Genomic DNA, 21333 nt, shown 5'->3' with positions numbered 1-21333 from the left:
AACTGAAAAAATTGCGTTCGGGTGGGCTTGTCCCATCCGGTCAATAATGAGCAGGTTCCGACAGATGTTGAATAGCTGTTGAGAATTGTTAAATATCATCTCAATTCGTCAGGTATAAACATAGTTTTACCGAAGATTTTCATCTTTAAAGTGTGTAGAGATGGATTTACCCGTCAGATCAACTGGCGATATACAATAATCGGTTTTATGGCAAACGGGGGGCTTCGTTACTGTTGTTTGACATTGCATTTTTGAGTAGGTTTGCTGTTTACATCCGAAGATAATTGCTTATATGAGAATTATATTTGAAAATGAGTTTCCACTCATTATCAAGAACTCGTTCAAGCGGGTTTTTATTATTTTTTGAGCCGACAAAATAACGGAATTTCTTTCCTAGAAATGTAAATAAGTTTAATTAAACTAATTCCGATAATAAATGAATAAACATTGATGCGTTTACAATATCGGTAATGGTTTGCAACTTTGAAAAACTCAAAATGAAGTTATATAACGAATATAAACGAGTATTGCATTAATAATATAATTTGTTTTATAGATGGATATCCGGTTTTAAATGTGATAGATAAAAAATATCGGTTCTATGTTTAAGTCGAAATGAGTTTAAGTAGAGTGAGTTCTGAACAATCATTTACAATCACGGTGAAAATAAGTCAGGTTCTGGTGGTGTCGTTTACCTGAAAAATGGCATCATACATTTTCAAACATTCAAAAATGTGAAGACAAGCCGGTTCGACAGGTCATCACGATGTTCACAAACCTTATTATTAGTGCCGCGCGTCACAAAAAATAGCATATGACAATAAGTTAACCAAAAGTATTTGTGTGTATTCTCTTCATCATAAAAACCGGTAAAAAATATAAAAATTCATTCGTTAACACGAAATTAAATAAGTATAGAATATACAAATGAATAGGTAATTGATTATTATCAATCAAAAAAAAGAGATGTATCGAAACAAGCGAAATATAACGGAAAAACATTTAAAAAACGTATTAAATGTATTAACAATATTATATTAGTAAAATAAAAAATAAAATAAGACAATTAAATAATATTATAATATTTTTTTCTGTTAATTAAATTATAAAAAAATTTAAAAAATTAATTAAAAACATAAACAGATATATTATAAATATGAAAAATAATTGCTTATTGATAAAAAATATTCATAAAAATACGTTATTTTGGTAAAAAATTTCAAATTAAAGCGTTTTAAAAAAATTATTTTTATAATAAAAATAAGTAGAAATATGTAATTAAATACCTTAAACATCATCATATGATTCCGTCGTGTAGTTATTTAAAAGAATCGATCGGAAAAATATAATTCATTACTATAATAAAAATCGAAGCTGTGAGAAAAGTGTCATTATCGGGGTAGATCATGAATATGTGGGGTGATTTTTTAAGTCGTTTTAGAAACAAAACGATTTCGTGGCTTACGATATTCTTTTATGTTTGTTCGACATTTCTTCTTACGATAGCGCAGGCGGATGCAGCCCAGAGAAGCCGTGATCGTCAGTATGAGGGGGCTTATGGTAGCAACTCTTATTACGGTGCGAGTTATAAGGGTGGTGATTATCAATCCCAGGGTTTGAATCCTGCTAGTTATGGTAGCTCCTCGTTAAATGATACCTATTCAACGCCGATCATGACACGCGCCTATGTGCTGGTGTCCGGCGACACGCTTGATAGCGTTGCCAAGCGCTATAATTTGAGTGTTGAGGGGTTGCGTCGTCTCAATCTGGATCGCTTCTTCAAGAACGGCTTTGACAAGGTAACGGTGGGGGATACGGTTTATGTTCCGCTGTCACCGGTTTCTGATGACATGGCGCATTATCTCGAAACGGGATCCTCGCAGGATAGTGCAATCAGTTCGCTGGCAACAAGGGCAGGGCAATTTCTTTCCAATGGTGGTCATAGCAGTGAACTGGAAAATATGGCCAAAGGATATTTTTCGGGTAAGGCCAATGGCGAGATCAATCGCTGGTTCAACCAGTTCGGCACGTCCCGCATCCAGTTGAATGTTGATGATGGCTTTTCATTAAAAAATTCGCAATTCGAGATGTTGTTGCCGGTTTATGACAAAGGCAACAGTCTTGTTTTTACACAAACCTCCATTCATCGCACGGATGATCGCACCCAGAGCAATCTGGGTTTTGGCTATCGTTATTTCACACAGGATTATATGTTGGGCGGCAATGCGTTTTGGGATTATGATATTTCCCGTTCGCATTCGCGTATGGGAGTTGGTGTCGAATATTGGCGCGATTACCTCAAATTGGGCATGAATGCCTATTACCGGTTATCGGATTGGCGAACCTCTCCTGATGTGGATGATTATTATGAACGTCCGGCCAATGGCTGGGATATTCGTGCGGAAGGTTATCTGCCATCCTATCCGAAGCTTGGAATGAAGCTGAACTTCGAGCAATATTATGGCAACGAGGTCGGGCTTTTTGGAAAGAGCGAACGGCAGAAGAACCCTTATGCGGTTACGTTCGGAGCCAATTATACACCGATACCGCTTGTGACATTCAATGTAGACCACCGGCAAGGTGCGAGTGGCAAGGATGATACCCGTTTAGGCTTTCAGGTCAATTATCGTTTTGGTGTTCCGCTGTCGAAGCAGCTTGATCCTGATGCGGTCGGGGATATGCGCACACTTGCGGGAAGCAGATATGATCTGGTTGACCGTAACAACAATATGGTACTCGAATATAAGAAGCAGGAAGTCATCAAGCTTTATATGGTTGGCGGCATTACCGGCTTTTATAACGAGACTTATTCGCTTGGCATATCGGTTAAATCCAAGAATGATGTGGCAAGCGTCAGTGTGATGGCAGCAAGCCTGATCGCAGCAGGCGGCAAGATTGTTCAGGGAAGAGGTGTCAGCGATTATTCGGTCGTTCTTCCACCCTATCAGCGGGGTGGTAATAATAACTATGTCGTCAATGCCGTTGCAACGGATGTCAAAGGTAATACCTCGAAAGAGGCAACGACAACCGTGACAGTCAATGCCCCGCGATTTGACAATACCAACAGCACATTCACACCGTCGGAAACAACACTGCCGGCCGATAACGTATCCGCTCAAACCTTGTCACTGTCATTAAAGACAATGCAGGGCACGGCTTATGATGTTCCCGTCAGCGATATCAAATTGAATGTCACAGGCAAGAATACTGCCAAGATTGATCCATCCTTCAAACGGGTGGATGCAGGTGTCTACGAAATTACAGTCACTGCCGGTACGACGTCGGAAACGCTTATCCTTACACCATCCGTTGACGGTAAGAATGTCTCTTCTGCCAAGGTCGAGTTCGTTCTCAAGGCAAGCACGGCCCGTGTGACTGATGTGGTTCTTGTCGGCACCGAGACATCAAAGATTGCCGATGGTGTCAACTACTTCGAGTTCCAGGCAATTGCTCATGACGAACAGGGCAATCTTGTGCCTGATGCGGTCGTTGAATGGACGCAGGATAAAGGTAGCGATGTCATCCTTTCGGCCACCAAACGTGACGCATCCGGTGTCACAAGCAAAACAAACAGTCAGGGCGTTGCTGACATTCGGTTAACCAGTACGACCAAAGCAGTTGCCAATATCAAGGTCAGCGCCAATGTCGTCGACGACACAAATGTCGTCAATGCCCAGCTCGTAAGCTTCAGGGCGGGTGATACGCCTGTTGACAAGGATGCCGCAGGTAACGTGCGTTCAAAATTCACAGCCGTTCCACTCTCGATCGTCGCAAACAATAAGCAAAGCTCGACATTGACCTTTACGGCTCAGGACGAGAATGGCAACCCGGTCTCCGGTATCAAGGACAAGCTTGTTTTTGATGTTGTGATCAAGGGCGGTTCCGCTCCTGAAAGCGGCAAGGTGACGTTGACTGCCATTAACGAGGAAGGTTCAAGCGGTGTCTATACGGCAAGTTTCAAAGGCACGCTTGCCAATGTCTATACGATAACGCCGAAATTCAATGGCAAAGCTGTCGGCAGCCTCGCAGTCGACGTGGCATTGACAGCCGGTGTTCCTGTTGACAAGGATGGCGACGGTAACGGGCGTTCAACATTCAAAGCCGTTCCACTCTCGATCATCGCAAACAATAAGCAAAGCTCGACATTGACCTTTACGGCTCAGGACGAGGATGGCGTCCCGGTCTCCGGTATCAAGGACAAGCTTGTTTTTGATGTTGTGATCAAGGGCGGTTCCGCTCCTGAAAGCGGCAAGGTGACGTTGACTGCCATTAACGAGGAAGGTTCAAGCGGTGTCTATACGGCAAGTTTCAAAGGCACGCTTGCCAATGTCTATACGATAACGCCGAAATTCAATGGCAAAGCTGTCGGCAGCCTCGCAGTCGACGTGGCATTGACAGCCGGTGTTCCTGTTGACAAGGATGGCGACGGTAACGTGCGTTCAACATTCAAAGCCGTTCCACTCTCGATCATCGCAAACAATAAGCAAAGCTCGACATTGACCTTTACGGCTCAGGACGAGGATGGCGTCCCGGTCTCCGGTATCAAGGACAAGCTTGTTTTTGATGTTGTGATCAAGGGCGGTTCCGCTCCTGAAAGCGGCAAGGTGACGTTGACTGCCATTAACGAGGAAGGTTCAAGCGGTGTCTATACGGCAAGTTTCAAAGGCACGCTTGCCAATGTCTATACGATAACGCCGAAATTCAATGGCAAAGCTGTCGGCAGCCTCGCAGTCGACGTGGCATTGACAGCCGGTGTTCCTGTTGACAAGGATGGCGACGGTAACGTGCGTTCAACATTCAAAGCCGTTCCACTCTCGATCATCGCAAACAATAAGCAAAGCTCGACATTGACCTTTACGGCTCAGGACGAGGATGGCGTCCCGGTCTCCGGTATCAAGGACAAGCTTGTTTTTGATGTTGTGATCAAGGGCGGTTCCGCTCCTGAAAGCGGCAAGGTGACGTTGACTGCCATTAACGAGGAAGGTTCAAGCGGTGTCTATACGGCAAGTTTCAAAGGCACGCTTGCCAATGTCTATACGATAACGCCGAAATTCAATGGCAAAGCTGTCGGCAGCCTCGCAGTCGACGTGGCATTGACAGCCGGTGTTCCTGTTGACAAGGATGGCGACGGTAACGTGCGTTCAACATTCAAAGCCGTTCCACTCTCGATCATCGCAAACAATAAGCAAAGCTCGACATTGACCTTTACGGCTCAGGACGAGGATGGCGTCCCGGTCTCCGGTATCAAGGACAAGCTTGTTTTTGATGTTGTGATCAAGGGCGGTTCCGCTCCTGAAAGCGGCAAGGTGACGTTGACTGCCATTAACGAGGAAGGTTCAAGCGGTGTCTATACGGCAAGTTTCAAAGGCACGCTTGCCAATGTCTATACGATAACGCCGAAATTCAATGGCAAAGCTGTCGGCAGCCTCGCAGTCGACGTGGCATTGACAGCCGGTGTTCCTGTTGACAAGGATGGCGACGGTAACGTGCGTTCAACATTCAAAGCCGTTCCACTCTCGATCATCGCAAACAATAAGCAAAGCTCGACATTGACCTTTACGGCTCAGGACGAGGATGGCGTCCCGGTCTCCGGTATCAAGGACAAGCTTGTTTTTGATGTTGTGATCAAGGGCGGTTCCGCTCCTGAAAGCGGCAAGGTGACGTTGACTGCCATTAACGAGGAAGGTTCAAGCGGTGTCTATACGGCAAGTTTCAAAGGCACGCTTGCCAATGTCTATACGATAACGCCGAAATTCAATGGCAAAGCTGTCGGCAGCCTCGCAGTCGACGTGGCATTGACAGCCGGTGTTCCTGTTGACAAGGATGGCGACGGTAACGTGCGTTCAACATTCAAAGCCGTTCCACTCTCGATCATCGCAAACAATAAGCAAAGCTCGACATTGACCTTTACGGCTCAGGACGAGGATGGCGTCCCGGTCTCCGGTATCAAGGACAAGCTTGTTTTTGATGTTGTGATCAAGGGCGGTTCCGCTCCTGAAAGCGGCAAGGTGACGTTGACTGCCATTAACGAGGAAGGTTCAAGCGGTGTCTATACGGCAAGTTTCAAAGGCACGCTTGCCAATGTCTATACGATAACGCCGAAATTCAATGGCAAAGCTGTCGGCAGCCTCGCAGTCGACGTGGCATTGACAGCCGGTGTTCCTGTTGACAAGGATGGCGACGGTAACGTGCGTTCAACATTCAAAGCCGTTCCACTCTCGATCATCGCAAACAATAAGCAAAGCTCGACATTGACCTTTACGGCTCAGGACGAGGATGGCGTCCCGGTCTCCGGTATCAAGGACAAGCTTGTTTTTGATGTTGTGATCAAGGGCGGTTCCGCTCCTGAAAGCGGCAAGGTGACGTTGACTGCCATTAACGAGGAAGGTTCAAGCGGTGTCTATACGGCAAGTTTCAAAGGCACGCTTGCCAATGTCTATACGATAACGCCGAAATTCAATGGCAAAGCTGTCGGCAGCCTCGCAGTCGACGTGGCATTGACAGCCGGTGTTCCTGTTGACAAGGATGGCGACGGTAACGTGCGTTCAACATTCAAAGCCGTTCCACTCTCGATCATCGCAAACAATAAGCAAAGCTCGACATTGACCTTTACGGCTCAGGACGAGGATGGCGTCCCGGTCTCCGGTATCAAGGACAAGCTTGTTTTTGATGTTGTGATCAAGGGCGGTTCCGCTCCTGAAAGCGGCAAGGTGACGTTGACTGCCATTAACGAGGAAGGTTCAAGCGGTGTCTATACGGCAAGTTTCAAAGGCACGCTTGCCAATGTCTATACGATAACGCCGAAATTCAATGGCAAAGCTGTCGGCAGCCTCGCAGTCGACGTGGCATTGACAGCCGGTGTTCCTGTTGACAAGGATGGCGACGGTAACGTGCGTTCAACATTCAAAGCCGTTCCACTCTCGATCATCGCAAACAATAAGCAAAGCTCGACATTGACCTTTACGGCTCAGGACGAGGATGGCGTCCCGGTCTCCGGTATCAAGGACAAGCTTGTTTTTGATGTTGTGATCAAGGGCGGTTCCGCTCCTGAAAGCGGCAAGGTGACGTTGACTGCCATTAACGAGGAAGGTTCAAGCGGTGTCTATACGGCAAGTTTCAAAGGCACGCTTGCCAATGTCTATACGATAACGCCGAAATTCAATGGCAAAGCTGTCGGCAGCCTCGCAGTCGACGTGGCATTGACAGCCGGTGTTCCTGTTGACAAGGATGGCGACGGTAACGTGCGTTCAACATTCAAAGCCGTTCCACTCTCGATCATCGCAAACAATAAGCAAAGCTCGACATTGACCTTTACGGCTCAGGACGAGGATGGCGTCCCGGTCTCCGGTATCAAGGACAAGCTTGTTTTTGATGTTGTGATCAAGGGCGGTTCCGCTCCTGAAAGCGGCAAGGTGACGTTGACTGCCATTAACGAGGAAGGTTCAAGCGGTGTCTATACGGCAAGTTTCAAAGGCACGCTTGCCAATGTCTATACGATAACGCCGAAATTCAATGGCAAAGCTGTCGGCAGCCTCGCAGTCGACGTGGCATTGACAGCCGGTGTTCCTGTTGACAAGGATGGCGACGGTAACGTGCGTTCAACATTCAAAGCCGTTCCACTCTCGATCATCGCAAACAATAAGCAAAGCTCGACATTGACCTTTACGGCTCAGGACGAGGATGGCGTCCCGGTCTCCGGTATCAAGGACAAGCTTGTTTTTGATGTTGTGATCAAGGGCGGTTCCGCTCCTGAAAGCGGCAAGGTGACGTTGACTGCCATTAACGAGGAAGGTTCAAGCGGTGTCTATACGGCAAGTTTCAAAGGCACGCTTGCCAATGTCTATACGATAACGCCGAAATTCAATGGCAAAGCTGTCGGCAGCCTCGCAGTCGACGTGGCATTGACAGCCGGTGTTCCTGTTGACAAGGATGGCGACGGTAACGTGCGTTCAACATTCAAAGCCGTTCCACTCTCGATCATCGCAAACAATAAGCAAAGCTCGACATTGACCTTTACGGCTCAGGACGAGGATGGCGTCCCGGTCTCCGGTATCAAGGACAAGCTTGTTTTTGATGTTGTGATCAAGGGCGGTTCCGCTCCTGAAAGCGGCAAGGTGACGTTGACTGCCATTAACGAGGAAGGTTCAAGCGGTGTCTATACGGCAAGTTTCAAAGGCACGCTTGCCAATGTCTATACGATAACGCCGAAATTCAATGGCAAAGCTGTCGGCAGCCTCGCAGTCGACGTGGCATTGACAGCCGGTGTTCCTGTTGACAAGGATGGCGACGGTAACGTGCGTTCAACATTCAAAGCCGTTCCACTCTCGATCATCGCAAACAATAAGCAAAGCTCGACATTGACCTTTACGGCTCAGGACGAGGATGGCGTCCCGGTCTCCGGTATCAAGGACAAGCTTGTTTTTGATGTTGTGATCAAGGGCGGTTCCGCTCCTGAAAGCGGCAAGGTGACGTTGACTGCCATTAACGAGGAAGGTTCAAGCGGTGTCTATACGGCAAGTTTCAAAGGCACGCTTGCCAATGTCTATACGATAACGCCGAAATTCAATGGCAAAGCTGTCGGCAGCCTCGCAGTCGACGTGGCATTGACAGCCGGTGTTCCTGTTGACAAGGATGGCGACGGTAACGTGCGTTCAACATTCAAAGCCGTTCCACTCTCGATCATCGCAAACAATAAGCAAAGCTCGACATTGACCTTTACGGCTCAGGACGAGGATGGCGTCCCGGTCTCCGGTATCAAGGACAAGCTTGTTTTTGATGTTGTGATCAAGGGCGGTTCCGCTCCTGAAAGCGGCAAGGTGACGTTGACTGCCATTAACGAGGAAGGTTCAAGCGGTGTCTATACGGCAAGTTTCAAAGGCACGCTTGCCAATGTCTATACGATAACGCCGAAATTCAATGGCAAAGCTGTCGGCAGCCTCGCAGTCGACGTGGCATTGACAGCCGGTGTTCCTGTTGACAAGGATGGCGACGGTAACGTGCGTTCAACATTCAAAGCCGTTCCACTCTCGATCATCGCAAACAATAAGCAAAGCTCGACATTGACCTTTACGGCTCAGGACGAGGATGGCGTCCCGGTCTCCGGTATCAAGGACAAGCTTGTTTTTGATGTTGTGATCAAGGGCGGTTCCGCTCCTGAAAGCGGCAAGGTGACGTTGACTGCCATTAACGAGGAAGGTTCAAGCGGTGTCTATACGGCAAGTTTCAAAGGCACGCTTGCCAATGTCTATACGATAACGCCGAAATTCAATGGCAAAGCTGTCGGCAGCCTCGCAGTCGACGTGGCATTGACAGCCGGTGTTCCTGTTGACAAGGATGGCGACGGTAACGTGCGTTCAACATTCAAAGCCGTTCCACTCTCGATCATCGCAAACAATAAGCAAAGCTCGACATTGACCTTTACGGCTCAGGACGAGAATGGCAACCCGGTCTCCGGTATCAAGGACAAGCTTGTTTTTGATGTTGTGATCAAGGGCGGTTCCGCTCCTGAAAGCGGCAAGGTGACGTTGACTGCCATTAACGAGGAAGGTTCAAGCGGTGTCTATACGGCAAGTTTCAAAGGCACGCTTGCCAATGTCTATACGATAACGCCGAAATTCAATGGCAAAGCTGTCGGCAGCCTCGCAGTCGACGTGGCATTGACAGCCGGTGTTCCTGTTGACAAGGATGGCGACGGTAACGTGCGTTCAACATTCAAAGCCGTTCCACTCTCGATCATCGCAAACAATAAGCAAAGCTCGACATTGACCTTTACGGCTCAGGACGAGGATGGCGTCCCGGTCTCCGGTATCAAGGACAAGCTTGTTTTTGATGTTGTGATCAAGGGCGGTTCCGCTCCTGAAAGCGGCAAGGTGACGTTGACTGCCATTAACGAGGAAGGTTCAAGCGGTGTCTATACGGCAAGTTTCAAAGGCACGCTTGCCAATGTCTATACGATAACGCCGAAATTCAATGGCAAAGCTGTCGGCAGCCTCGCAGTCGACGTGGCATTGACAGCCGGTGTTCCTGTTGACAAGGATGGCGACGGTAACGTGCGTTCAACATTCAAAGCCGTTCCACTCTCGATCATCGCAAACAATAAGCAAAGCTCGACATTGACCTTTACGGCTCAGGACGAGGATGGCGTCCCGGTCTCCGGTATCAAGGACAAGCTTGTTTTTGATGTTGTGATCAAGGGCGGTTCCGCTCCTGAAAGCGGCAAGGTGACGTTGACTGCCATTAACGAGGAAGGTTCAAGCGGTGTCTATACGGCAAGTTTCAAAGGCACGCTTGCCAATGTCTATACGATAACGCCGAAATTCAATGGCAAAGCTGTCGGCAGCCTCGCAGTCGACGTGGCATTGACAGCGGATAATAATCCGGCACAAAACTATTCTTCTATCAGTGTTGATAAAGATGAATATCCTATAGATAGTGGCAATGAGGCGGATGCCCGAATAAGCGTTACTGTCACTCTTAAGAATAGCGTAGATCAACCGTTGACCGGAAAAAGCGCTTTACTTGACGCAGGTGGAGCTGTGACGGTGCCAAATAGTGATTCAGGAAATTGGACATGGACTGATATGGGCGATGGAACCTATCTGCGTTACTATAAAGCCAATCAAGTAGGTAGTGATTTACAAGCGACATTGAAGTTATCGAATTGGAGTGGTGCTAATTATTCCGGAAAATATAAAGTTTCTTCCGTGAACCCAAGTCAAACATATTCATCCATCAGTGTTGATAAAGAACAATATCCTATAGATAGCGGCAATGAGGCGGATGCCCAAATAAGCGTTACCGTCACTCTTAGGAATAGTGCAAATCAACCGCTGACCGGAAAAAGCGCGTTACTTGGCGCAGGTGGAGCTGTGACGGTGCCAAATAGTGATTCAGGAAATTGGACATGGACTGATATGGGCGATGGAAAATATCTGCGTTACTATAAAGCCAATCAAGTAGGCAGTGACTTACAAGCAACATTGAAGTTATCGAATTGGAGTGGTGCTAATTATTCCGGGAAATATAAAATTTATTCCGTGAACGCAACTCAAACATATTCATCCATCAGTCTTGATAAAAGTTACTATGATAAAAACGAGCGGATGGTTGTAACGGTAAAACTTAGGGATGGGTTAAATCAACCAATTACCGGCATGAGTTCGTCGCTTGATGCAGCGGTCACCGTTCCAAGGGGGACGCCTCAAGGATCTTGGACTGATAATGGTAACGGGGAATATGTAAAGTGGTACTATAACAAGGCGGGAACCTCATCGAGCGTAAGCGGGTTAAAAGCGACATTAAAAATGCCGGGGTGGTCGAGTGCTGTAGAATCCTCAGAATATGGCCTCGGCGGCACTAGTTCTGGGGATGGCACGATTCATAACTAAGTTGATGCAGCTTTAAAACGAAGCCGATGGATGTGCAGACGTGACCTTGTCTGCACACCCATCGGAGAGCGGGTTGCACGACCCTGCAAACTACTCTCTCAAAAGAATGATTTTAACTCATTCATGCAAGAAATGTGGGGATGCCGTGTCTATGTGCAGTAACTTTTTGAGCACCTTTGTATCAAAGGCTGTGTCGTGGTTGATGATTATCCTCTACGTATGCTCAACCTTTCTGGCGATGGTTATGCCAGCGCAGGCTGCGCAAAGAGACTCGGGAAGTGAACGCTATGCCGCTGACAACAGTCTATTCGGGCAGAAGGATGATGGTGCAAGCGCCTCGCTTGATGGCTATAGCTCGCCGATCATGACACGCGCCTATGTGCTGGTGTCCGGCGATACGCTTGATAGCGTTGCCAAGCGCTATAATTTGAGTGTTGAGGGGTTGCGCCGTCTCAATCAGGATCGGTTTTTCAAGAACGGTTTTGACAAGGTAACGGTGGGGGATACGGTTTATGTTCCGCTGTCACCGGTTTCTGATGACATGGCGCATTATCTCGAAACGGGATCCTCGCAGGATAGTGCAATCAGTTCGCTGGCAACAAGGGCAGGGCAATTTCTTTCCAATGGTGGTCATAGCAGCGAACTGGAAAATATGGCCAAAGGATATTTTTCGGGTAAGGCCAATGGAGAGATCAATCGCTGGTTCAACCAGTTCGGCACGTCCCGCATCCAGTTGAATGTTGATGATGGCTTTTCATTAAAAAATTCGCAATTCGAGATGTTGTTGCCGGTTTATGACAAAGGCAACAGTCTTGTTTTTACACAAACCTCCATTCATCGCACGGATGATCGCACCCAGAGCAATCTGGGTTTTGGCTATCGTTATTTCACACAGGATTATATGTTGGGCGGCAATGCGTTTTGGGATTATGACATTTCCCGTTCGCATTCGCGTATGGGAATTGGTGTCGAATATTGGCGCGATTATCTCAAATTGGGCATGAATGCCTATTACCGGTTATCGGATTGGCGAACCTCTCCTGATGTGGATGATTATTATGAACGTCCGGCCAATGGCTGGGATATTCGTGCGGAAGGTTATCTGCCATCCTATCCGAAGCTTGGAATGAAGCTGAACTTCGAGCAATATTATGGCAACGAGGTCGGGCTTTTTGGAAAGAGCGAACGGCAGAAGAACCCTTATGCGGTTACGTTCGGAGCCAATTATACACCGGTACCGCTTGTGACATTCAATGTAGACCACCGGCAAGGTGCGAGTGGCAAGGATGATACACGTTTAGGCTTTCAGGTCAATTATCGTTTTGGTGTTCCGCTGTCGAAGCAGCTTGATCCTGATGCGGTCGGGGATATGCGCACACTTGCGGGAAGCAGATATGATCTGGTTGACCGTAATAACGACATTGTTCTTGAATATAAGAAGCAGGAAGTCATCAAGCTTTATATGGTTGGCGGCATTACGGGCTTTTATAACGAGACTTATTCACTTGGCATATCGGTTAAATCCAAGCATGATGTTGCAAGCGTCAGTGTGATGGCAGCAAGCCTGATCGCAGCAGGCGGCAAGATTGTTCAGGGAAGCGGTGTCAGCGATTATTCGGTCGTTCTTCCCCGTTACCGGCAAAATGGTGATAACCGCTATACGGTGTAAGCAGTCGCGAAAGATGTCAAGGGCAACAGCTCGAAGACGGCGACAACGATAGTCACGGTCAATCCCCCGAAAATAGATGGAACCGGCAGCACATTCACACCGTCGGAAACAACATTGCCGGCCGACAATGTGTCGAATGTTGTGTTGACTTTGTCGCTGAAGACAACGCAGGGAACGCCTTATGATGCTGATGTTAAAGATATAGCGCTCACGGTAACAGGGAAAAAGACAGCCAGGGTTGATCCATCCTTCAAGCGGGTTGGCGAAGGCATTTATGAAATCACAGTAACGGCGGGCAAGGATGATGAAACATTAATTCTGACACCGTCAGTTGAAGGGCAGAATATTGCGTCGGCCAAGGTTATTGTTGCGGCCAAAGCAGCGGCTCATGTCATCAATGTTGCCATTGTAGGTAATGAAACAAGCAAAGTGGCAAACGGAACCAATTATTTTGATTTCAAGGCAACGGCACAGGATGATGAGGGGAAAGCGGTTGCCGATGCAACGATCATCTGGTCGCAAGACAAGGGAGACAATGTTGTTTTATCGGTTGTCGAGGGGCGAAGTTCAAGCAGAGCGGGTTCTCTTCTGACACGCAGTGCTTCTGAAATTACGAGCACAACCGACGAACAGGGCGTTGCTATCATACGTCTGACCAGCAAGAAAAAAGCGGTCAGCAATATTAAAGTGAGTGCCCATGTCCAGAATAGTGACAATATTGTTTCAGCCAATCCTGTAAGCTTTGTTGCCGGAGATATGCCGAAGGACGGGGAAGGCAATTCAACCTTCGAGGCGCAGCCTGCATCGATACCGGCAGATGATGTTGCAACATCAACATTGAAATTTACGGCGAAAGACGAAAACGGCAATATTATCACCGGTCTTGGTGGAAAACTGAGATTTTCTTTAACGGACAAAAACGGCTCCAGACCGCAAGAGGAAAAGGTCAGACTATCGACCGTTCAGGAGACACCGGCTCAAAGCGGCATTTATGTAGCCACATTGCAAGGCACGCTTGCGGGAATTTATACGATAAAACCGGAGGTTTCTTCTGTTGCTGTCGGAGCTCTCAAAGTACAGGTAACTTTGAAAGCTGCATTGGTTGATGCAAACAGTTCGGAGTTCTGGGTATCATCGAAAACGATAAAGGCAAACGATGCTGAAGCCTCTATAGTGACGTTTAAACCGAAGGATGCCAATGGTGAGATAATCACCGAGCTTGGTAACAAGTTGAAATTTGTTGTAACGGACAAAGATAACAGGGAGATAGATACAACTGGTCGTGCCGTTAATCTGTCGAAAATTCAAGAGTCACCGGATGGCACTTATAAAGCCACATTGAAAGGCACGCTTGCCGGAACTTATAAAATTACACCGAAGGTTTCTTCTGTTGCTGTCGGAACACTCAACGAGGCCGTGACTTTGACCGCCGGTGAGATCGATACGGGAGAAGGCAATTCCAGCTTTCAATTCGACAACCAGACTATTGTAGCTGGTCAGAATGCAACGCTCACTCTTGTGGCCAAAGATAAGTTTGGCAATCCGATAGACTATGACCCTTCACAATTGAGTTTTGTTTCATCGTCTGACGGGAGCGCCATTGATATTGGTACAATAACGAAGACCGGCGCAGGTACGTATAAAGCGGTCGTTACGGGCAAAAAGATTGGTCAATATAGGTTTGTACCGAAAAAGGATAACAACACGCTTGCAGAGCTGTCGGCAACAATCAAGGTGACAGCTGGAACACCGGTTGAAAAGGACAAGGGTGGTGAAATCCGCTCGACCTTTGAAGCCGATCAGTACACGATTGTCGCGGACGGTGCAGCCTCATCGACCTTGACGTTCAAGGCGCAGGATTTTTATGGCAATGTTGTTGCAGGATTAGGCAATGACCTTACCTTTGACATTGTTGACGGGGGCGGTAACAAGCCGGATACGAACAAGGTTGTTCTGTCGGAAATTCAAGAGTCACCGGATGGCACCTATACAGCCACATTAAAAGGTACGCTTGCGGGAACTTATAAAATTACACCGAAGGTTTCTTCTGTTGCTGTTGGAACACTCAATGTGGCCGTGACATTGACCGCCGGTAAAGTCGATGGAGGAAAAGGAAATTCCAGCTTTGGCGCAGATAAGACACCCATTTCAGCGGATGGAACTGAACAATCAACACTCACCTTCAAAGCGAAGGATGCTTATGGCAATGTTGTTGCAGGATTAGGCAACGAACTTGCTTTTGACATTGTTGATGGGGGCGGTAACAAGCCGGATACGAACAAGGTTATTTTGTCGGAAATTCAAGAGTCACCGGATGGCACTTATAAAGCCACATTGAAAGGCACGCTTGTCGGAACTTATAAGTTAAAGCCGCTTGTTTCGGGAGCTGCTGTTGGAACTCTTGAAGCGGAAGTGAGATTGACCGCCGGTAACGTGTTTGCAGGCAATTCGGAATTTAGCGCAGATCAGGCATCCATTCCAGCAAATGGAACTGAACAATCAACGCTTACCTTTACAGCGAAGGATGCCAATCAAAATCCCGTCACAGAATTAGGAAACAAACTTGCCTTTGACATTGTTGACGAAGGCGGTAACAAGCCGGATACGAACAAGGTTGTTCTGTCGGAAATTCAAGAGACACCGGCTCAAAGCGGCATTTATGTAGCCACATTGAAAGGCACGCTTGCCGGAACTTATAAAATTACACCGAAGGTTTCTTCTGTTGCCGTTGGAACACTCAACGAGGCCGTGACTTTGACCGCCGGTGAGATCGATACGGGAGAAGGCAATTCCAGCTTTCAATTCGACCACCAGACTATTGTAGCTGGTCAGAATGCAACGCTTACTCTTGTGGCCAAAGATAAGTTTGGCAATCCGATAGACTATGACCCTTCACAATTGAGTTTTGTTTCATCGTCTGACGGGAGCGACATTGATATTGGTACAATAACGAAGGCCGGCGCAGGTACGTATAAAGCGGTCGTTACGGGCAAAAAGATTGGTCAATATAGGTTTGTACCGAAAAAGGATAACAACACGCTTGCAGAGCTGTCGGCAACAATCAAGGTGACAGCTGGAACACCGGTTGAAAAGGACAAGGGTGGTGAAATCCGCTCGACCTTTGAAGCCGATCAGTACACGATTGTCGCGGACGGTGCAGCCTCATCGACCTTGACGTTCAAGGCGCAGGATTTTTATGGCAATGTTGTTGCAGGATTAGGCAACAAACTTGCTTTTGATATTGTTGACGGGGGCGGTAACAAGCCGGATGTGAACAAGGTTGTTCTGTCGGAAATTCAAGAGTCACCGGATGGCACCTATAAAGCCACATTAAAAGGCACGCTTGCGGGAACTTATAAAATTACACCGAAGGTTTCTTCTGTTGCTGTTGGAACACTCAATGTGGCCGTGACACTGACAGCCGGTAAAGTCGATGGAGGAAAAGGAAATTCCAGCTTTGGCGCAGATAAGACACCCATTTCAGCGGATGGAACTGAACAATCAACACTCACCTTCAAAGCGAAGGATGCTTATGGCAATGTTGTTGCAGGATTAGGCAACAAACTTGCTTTTGACATTGTTGATGGGGGCGGTAACAAGCCGGATACGAACAAGGTTATTTTGTCGGAAATTCAAGAGTCACCGGATGGCACTTATAAAGCCACATTGAAAGGCACGCTTGTCGGAACTTATAAGTTAAAGCCGCTTGTTTCGGGAGCTGCTGTTGGAACTCTTGAAGCGGAAGTGACATTGACCGCCGGTAACGTGTTTGCAGGCAATTCGGAATTTAGAGCAGATCGGGAATCCATTCCAGCAAATGGAACTGAACAATCAACGCTTACCTTTACAGCGAAGGATGCCAATCAAAATCCCGTCATAGAATTAGGCAACAAACTTGCCTTTGACATTGTTGACGAAGGCGGTAACAAGCCGGATACGAACAAGGTTGTTCTGTCGGAAATTCAAGAGACACCGGCTCAAAGCGGCATTTATGTAGCCACATTGAAAGGCACGCTTGCCGGAACTTATAAAATTACACCGAAGGTTTCTTCTGTTGCCGTTGGAACACTCAACGAGGCCGTGACTTTGACCGCCGGTGAGATCGATACGGGAGAAGGCAATTCCAGTTTTCAATTCGACAAACCGGCTATGGAAGCTGGTCAGAATGCAACGCTCACTCTTGTGGCCAAAGATAAGTTTGGCAATCCGATAGACTATGACCCCTCACAATTGAGTTTTGTTTCATCGTCTGACGGGAGTGACATTGATATTGGTACAATAACGAAGACCGGCGCAGGTACGTATAAAGCGGTCGTCACGGGCAAAAAGATTGGTCAATATAGGTTTGTACCCAAAAAGGATAACAACACGCTTGCAGAGCTGTCGGCGACAATCAGTGTGACAGCTGGAACACCGGTTGAAAAGGACAAGGGTGGTGAAATCCGCTCGACCTTTGAAGCCGATCAGTACACGATTGTCGCGGACGGTGCAGCCTCATCGACCTTGACGTTCAAGGCGCAGGATTTTTATGGCAATGTTGTTGCAGGATTAGGCAACAAACTTACCTTTGACATTGTTGACGGGGGCGGTAACAAGCCGGATACGAACAAGGTTGTTCTGTCGGAAATTCAAGAGTCACCGGATGGCACCTATAAAGCCACATTAAAAGGCACACTTGCGGGAACTTATAAAATTACACCGAAGGTTTCTTCTGTTGCTGTTGGAACACTCAATGTGGCCGTGACTTTGACCGCCGGTAAAGTCGATGGGGGAAAAGGAAATTCCGCTTTTATCGCATCTCCGACATCCTTTAACGCAGGTGATAGCAAAGGATCAACACTCACCTTTACAGCGAAGGATGCTTATGGCAATCTTGTTGCAGGATTAGGCAATGACCTTGCCTTTGACATTGTTGACGGGGGTGGTAACAAGCCGGATACGAACAAGGTTGTTCTGTCGAACATTCAAGAGTCACCGGATGGCACTTATAAAGCCACATTGAAAGGCACGCTTGTCGGAACTTATAAGTTAAAGCCGCTTGTTTCGGGAGCTGCTGTTGGAACTCTTGAAGCGGAAGTGACATTGACCGCCGGTAACGTGTTTGCAGGCAATTCGGAATTTAGAGCAGATCGGGAATCCATTCCAGCAAATGGAACTGAACAATCAACGCTTACCTTTACGGCGAAGGATGCTTATGGCAATGTTGTTGCAGGATTAGGCAACAAACTTACCTTTGACATTGTTGACGAAAGCAACAAGAGACCGAATACGAACAAGGTTATTCTGTCGAACATTCAAGAGACACCGGCTCAAAGCGGCATTTATGTAGCCACATTGAAAGGCACGCTTGCCGGAACTTATAAAATTACACCGAAGGTTTCTTCTGTTGCTGTAGGAACACTCAATGCGGCCGTGACATTGACCGCCGGTAAAGTCGATGGGGGAAAAGGAAATTCCACCTTTATCGCATCTCCGACATCCTTTAAAGCAGGTGATAGCCAAGGATCAACACTCACCTTTACAGCGAAGGATGCTTATGGAAATCTTGTTGCAGGATTAGGCAATGACCTTGCCTTTGACATTGTTGACGGGGGCGGTAACAAGCCGGATGTGAACAAGGTTGTTCTGTCGGAAATTCAAGAGTCACCGGCTCAAAGTGGCACTTATAAAGCCACATTGCAAGGCACGCTTGCCGGAACTTATAAAATTACACCGAAGGTTTCTTCTGTAGCTGTCGGAACTCTTGAAGCCACTGTGGCAATAAAGGGTGGTGATGTCGATACCGGACGATCCACATTTGAAGTAGATCGGAACTCCATTCCAGCAGATGGAACCTTATCATCAACACTCACCTTTACGGCCATAGATGTTTATGGCAACGCTATGAGCGGGCTTGCTACAACCGGTTCTAGTGACAAGGTTAGTTTTGTCGTCACAGATCAAAACGGAACAACGGTGTCTACAACTGGCAGTCCTGTTTATCTCACTTCGCCCAAAGAGACAGCCGATGGTAGCGGCATTTACACTGCTACATTGAAAGGTGCAAAGATCGGGGAATATATAATCAAACCGAACATTTCCAATAAACCTGTCGGAGAACTTAAAGCTAACGTGACGGTGACAGTCGGCGCGGCGAATGCAGCTAAATCCACCTTTACGGCAACCCCGTCATTCTTTTACGCAGGTGATAGCAAAGGATCAAAACTCACCTTCAAGCCAATGGACGTGAATTTGAATCCCATCAAGGGGCTAAGTGGCAGCGATGTCGGTTTTACCATCAAAGATAGTAGTAGCAGCGGGAATATAGTGGTTCCCGATGGCACTGCCTTCAATCTGACAGACATCACAGAGACATCGCCTGGAACCTATGAAGCCACCTTCACGGGCACGAAAGCGGGGAATTATTATTATTTTACATCGACGGTTTTGGGTGTTGATGTTCTTACCCAATGGGTAAGAATATACCCCGGTGCAATAAATGAAGGTACATCGGAGTTTTCTATATCTTCGGATTCGATTGCAGCAGGCGGTTCTTCAATACTCACTTTTACAGCCAGGGATATTTACAACAACCCTGTGACAGATAATGCGAGCAACATGGTTTTTGTCGTCACGTCCCAAAATGCAGACGCATCTAAAGGGATATCTCTGACTAAAATTCAGGAAACGCCATATAATAGCGGAAAATATACAGCCACAGTAACAGGCATGCTTGTGGGAACCTATACGTTTACACCGACGGTTTCCGGTGTTGCTTATAACTTACCTCGACAATTAACCGTAACCATTGGTTCGTTTAGCCAATCCAATTCCAGTTTAACCGCTGATAATAACAATCCTTATCTTGATGATATCGTAACGCTTACCTTTAAACCGCGTGATCTTGCTGGAAATATCATTGTTTATGATCCTTCAAAACTGGGCTTGAAAGCATCTACCTTATTTGAATTTCTGGATGCAACAAAGAGTGAAAATGAAGAAGGAACCTATCTGCTGAGATTTAAAGTTCTAAGGAGGGGATATGCGTCCCTATATCCCACTTTTAATGGGGAAGTAATTAATAATAGTTTTTACAAATTTTTATTATTTAATTCAAACCCTGTAAAAGAAACAACCAAGTTTTATATGGACAAGGATATTTATAGAGCAGGTGATTACGCATATTTATACATAAGTTTTAAAGATAAAAATGGTGATAACATTATAAATTACGATCGAGATATAGAAAATTTTGTAAAAAACCAAATGGCAAGTGTGCTCACAAGTCCGGGGTCGGATTATATAGTAAAGTATAGTGGCGACGAGTTAAAAATAATAGATGGCCGCTCTTACATGAAATTGATGTATCAAGTAAAAAAAGCCGGCACGAATTTAACGTTCACGTTAAAATATCCGGAATGGCAAGACGCATTGTCGACTAATGCATTTTCTATAACTACAGGGACAGCATTTGCCAGTTCTGTTAAAATCGAATTGGATAAAAAAGAATATAAAGTGGGAGACGATATCATTGTTACAATTCATGCCTTTGACGGCTATGGTAATCCCACAACAATACTGTCCGAATATTCCTACATTGATGTACCAAATGCCTCAACAACAATGCCGAGAGATAGCCGATATGGTGTAAACACTACAAACTGGAAAAAAATAGATGACTATACCTATCAGGTAACCTATAAAGCAAGAACACCAGGCACCAATCTACAATTATATGGATATAATGTTTTTAGTAGCCTATATACTTACAGAATCGGGGATCCATTCAATATTGTAGCCAATTAGGATGTGAAAAAATCCTAATAATTAAATGGCTTTTATAAAACTGTGGTTGCTTTAGTGTGGAAAAATGTGAAAAGTTAAATTTCGTGATAATCAGCGCGAAGGTTTTTAGTTATCTGACTCAAAACTTTTGGCAATTGTGATATAGCAAAAACCCTCGCCGGCATTTTGTTGTGTGATACGGTGGCGTTCATTGTGATATTGCGGTGTTCATTCTGGTATTGCGGTGTTCATCATGAATGCGCAAATAGAAAAGCGTTTTATCTGTGCAGGAGTGCGATTGCGCTTAAGAGAATTTAAGGCATAAACCACCGGCTTTATCAAAATGTTGCCTGAATGGAAGCGCAGCGTGGGGTGATAGGCTTTTATCACCAAACGGGTTTGGCAAAGCAGAGTGGGTAAAGAAAACACAGCAAAATTGGCTTAAGCAAGGCAACACATAGCCAAGAGCCAGGCAAGACATAGCCAAGTTCGTTCAAGCAAAGCAAAACACAG

General features: G+C 46.5%; 3 protein-coding genes. All 3 read left to right on the top strand.

Annotated elements, in window-relative coordinates; genetic code table 11:
• Positions 1-1406: 1406 nt before the first annotated feature.
• Entirely contained in the window at positions 1407-11387 is a 9981-nt protein-coding gene (locus BBC0122_RS08105) for an invasin domain 3-containing protein (RefSeq protein WP_077992848.1), read from the top strand.
• Between the two features lie 151 nt (positions 11388-11538).
• Positions 11539-13056, top strand: coding sequence for an inverse autotransporter beta domain-containing protein (locus BBC0122_RS08100; protein WP_188318013.1), 1518 nt, complete (start codon positions 11539-11541; stop codon positions 13054-13056).
• A gap of 114 nt (positions 13057-13170) precedes the next feature.
• A complete protein-coding gene (locus tag BBC0122_RS08095; protein WP_077992845.1) occupies positions 13171-20841 on the top strand; it encodes an invasin domain 3-containing protein in 7671 nt (2556 codons plus the stop codon).
• Positions 20842-21333 lie beyond the last annotated feature (492 nt).

Source organism: Ditibartonella choladocola (assembly GCF_002007565.1).
In the GTDB taxonomy this organism is placed as follows: Bacteria; Pseudomonadota; Alphaproteobacteria; order Rhizobiales; family Rhizobiaceae; genus Bartonella; species Bartonella choladocola.
Note: the sequence above shows the minus strand (reverse complement) of the source record. Positions and strands in the feature narration are given on the sequence as shown.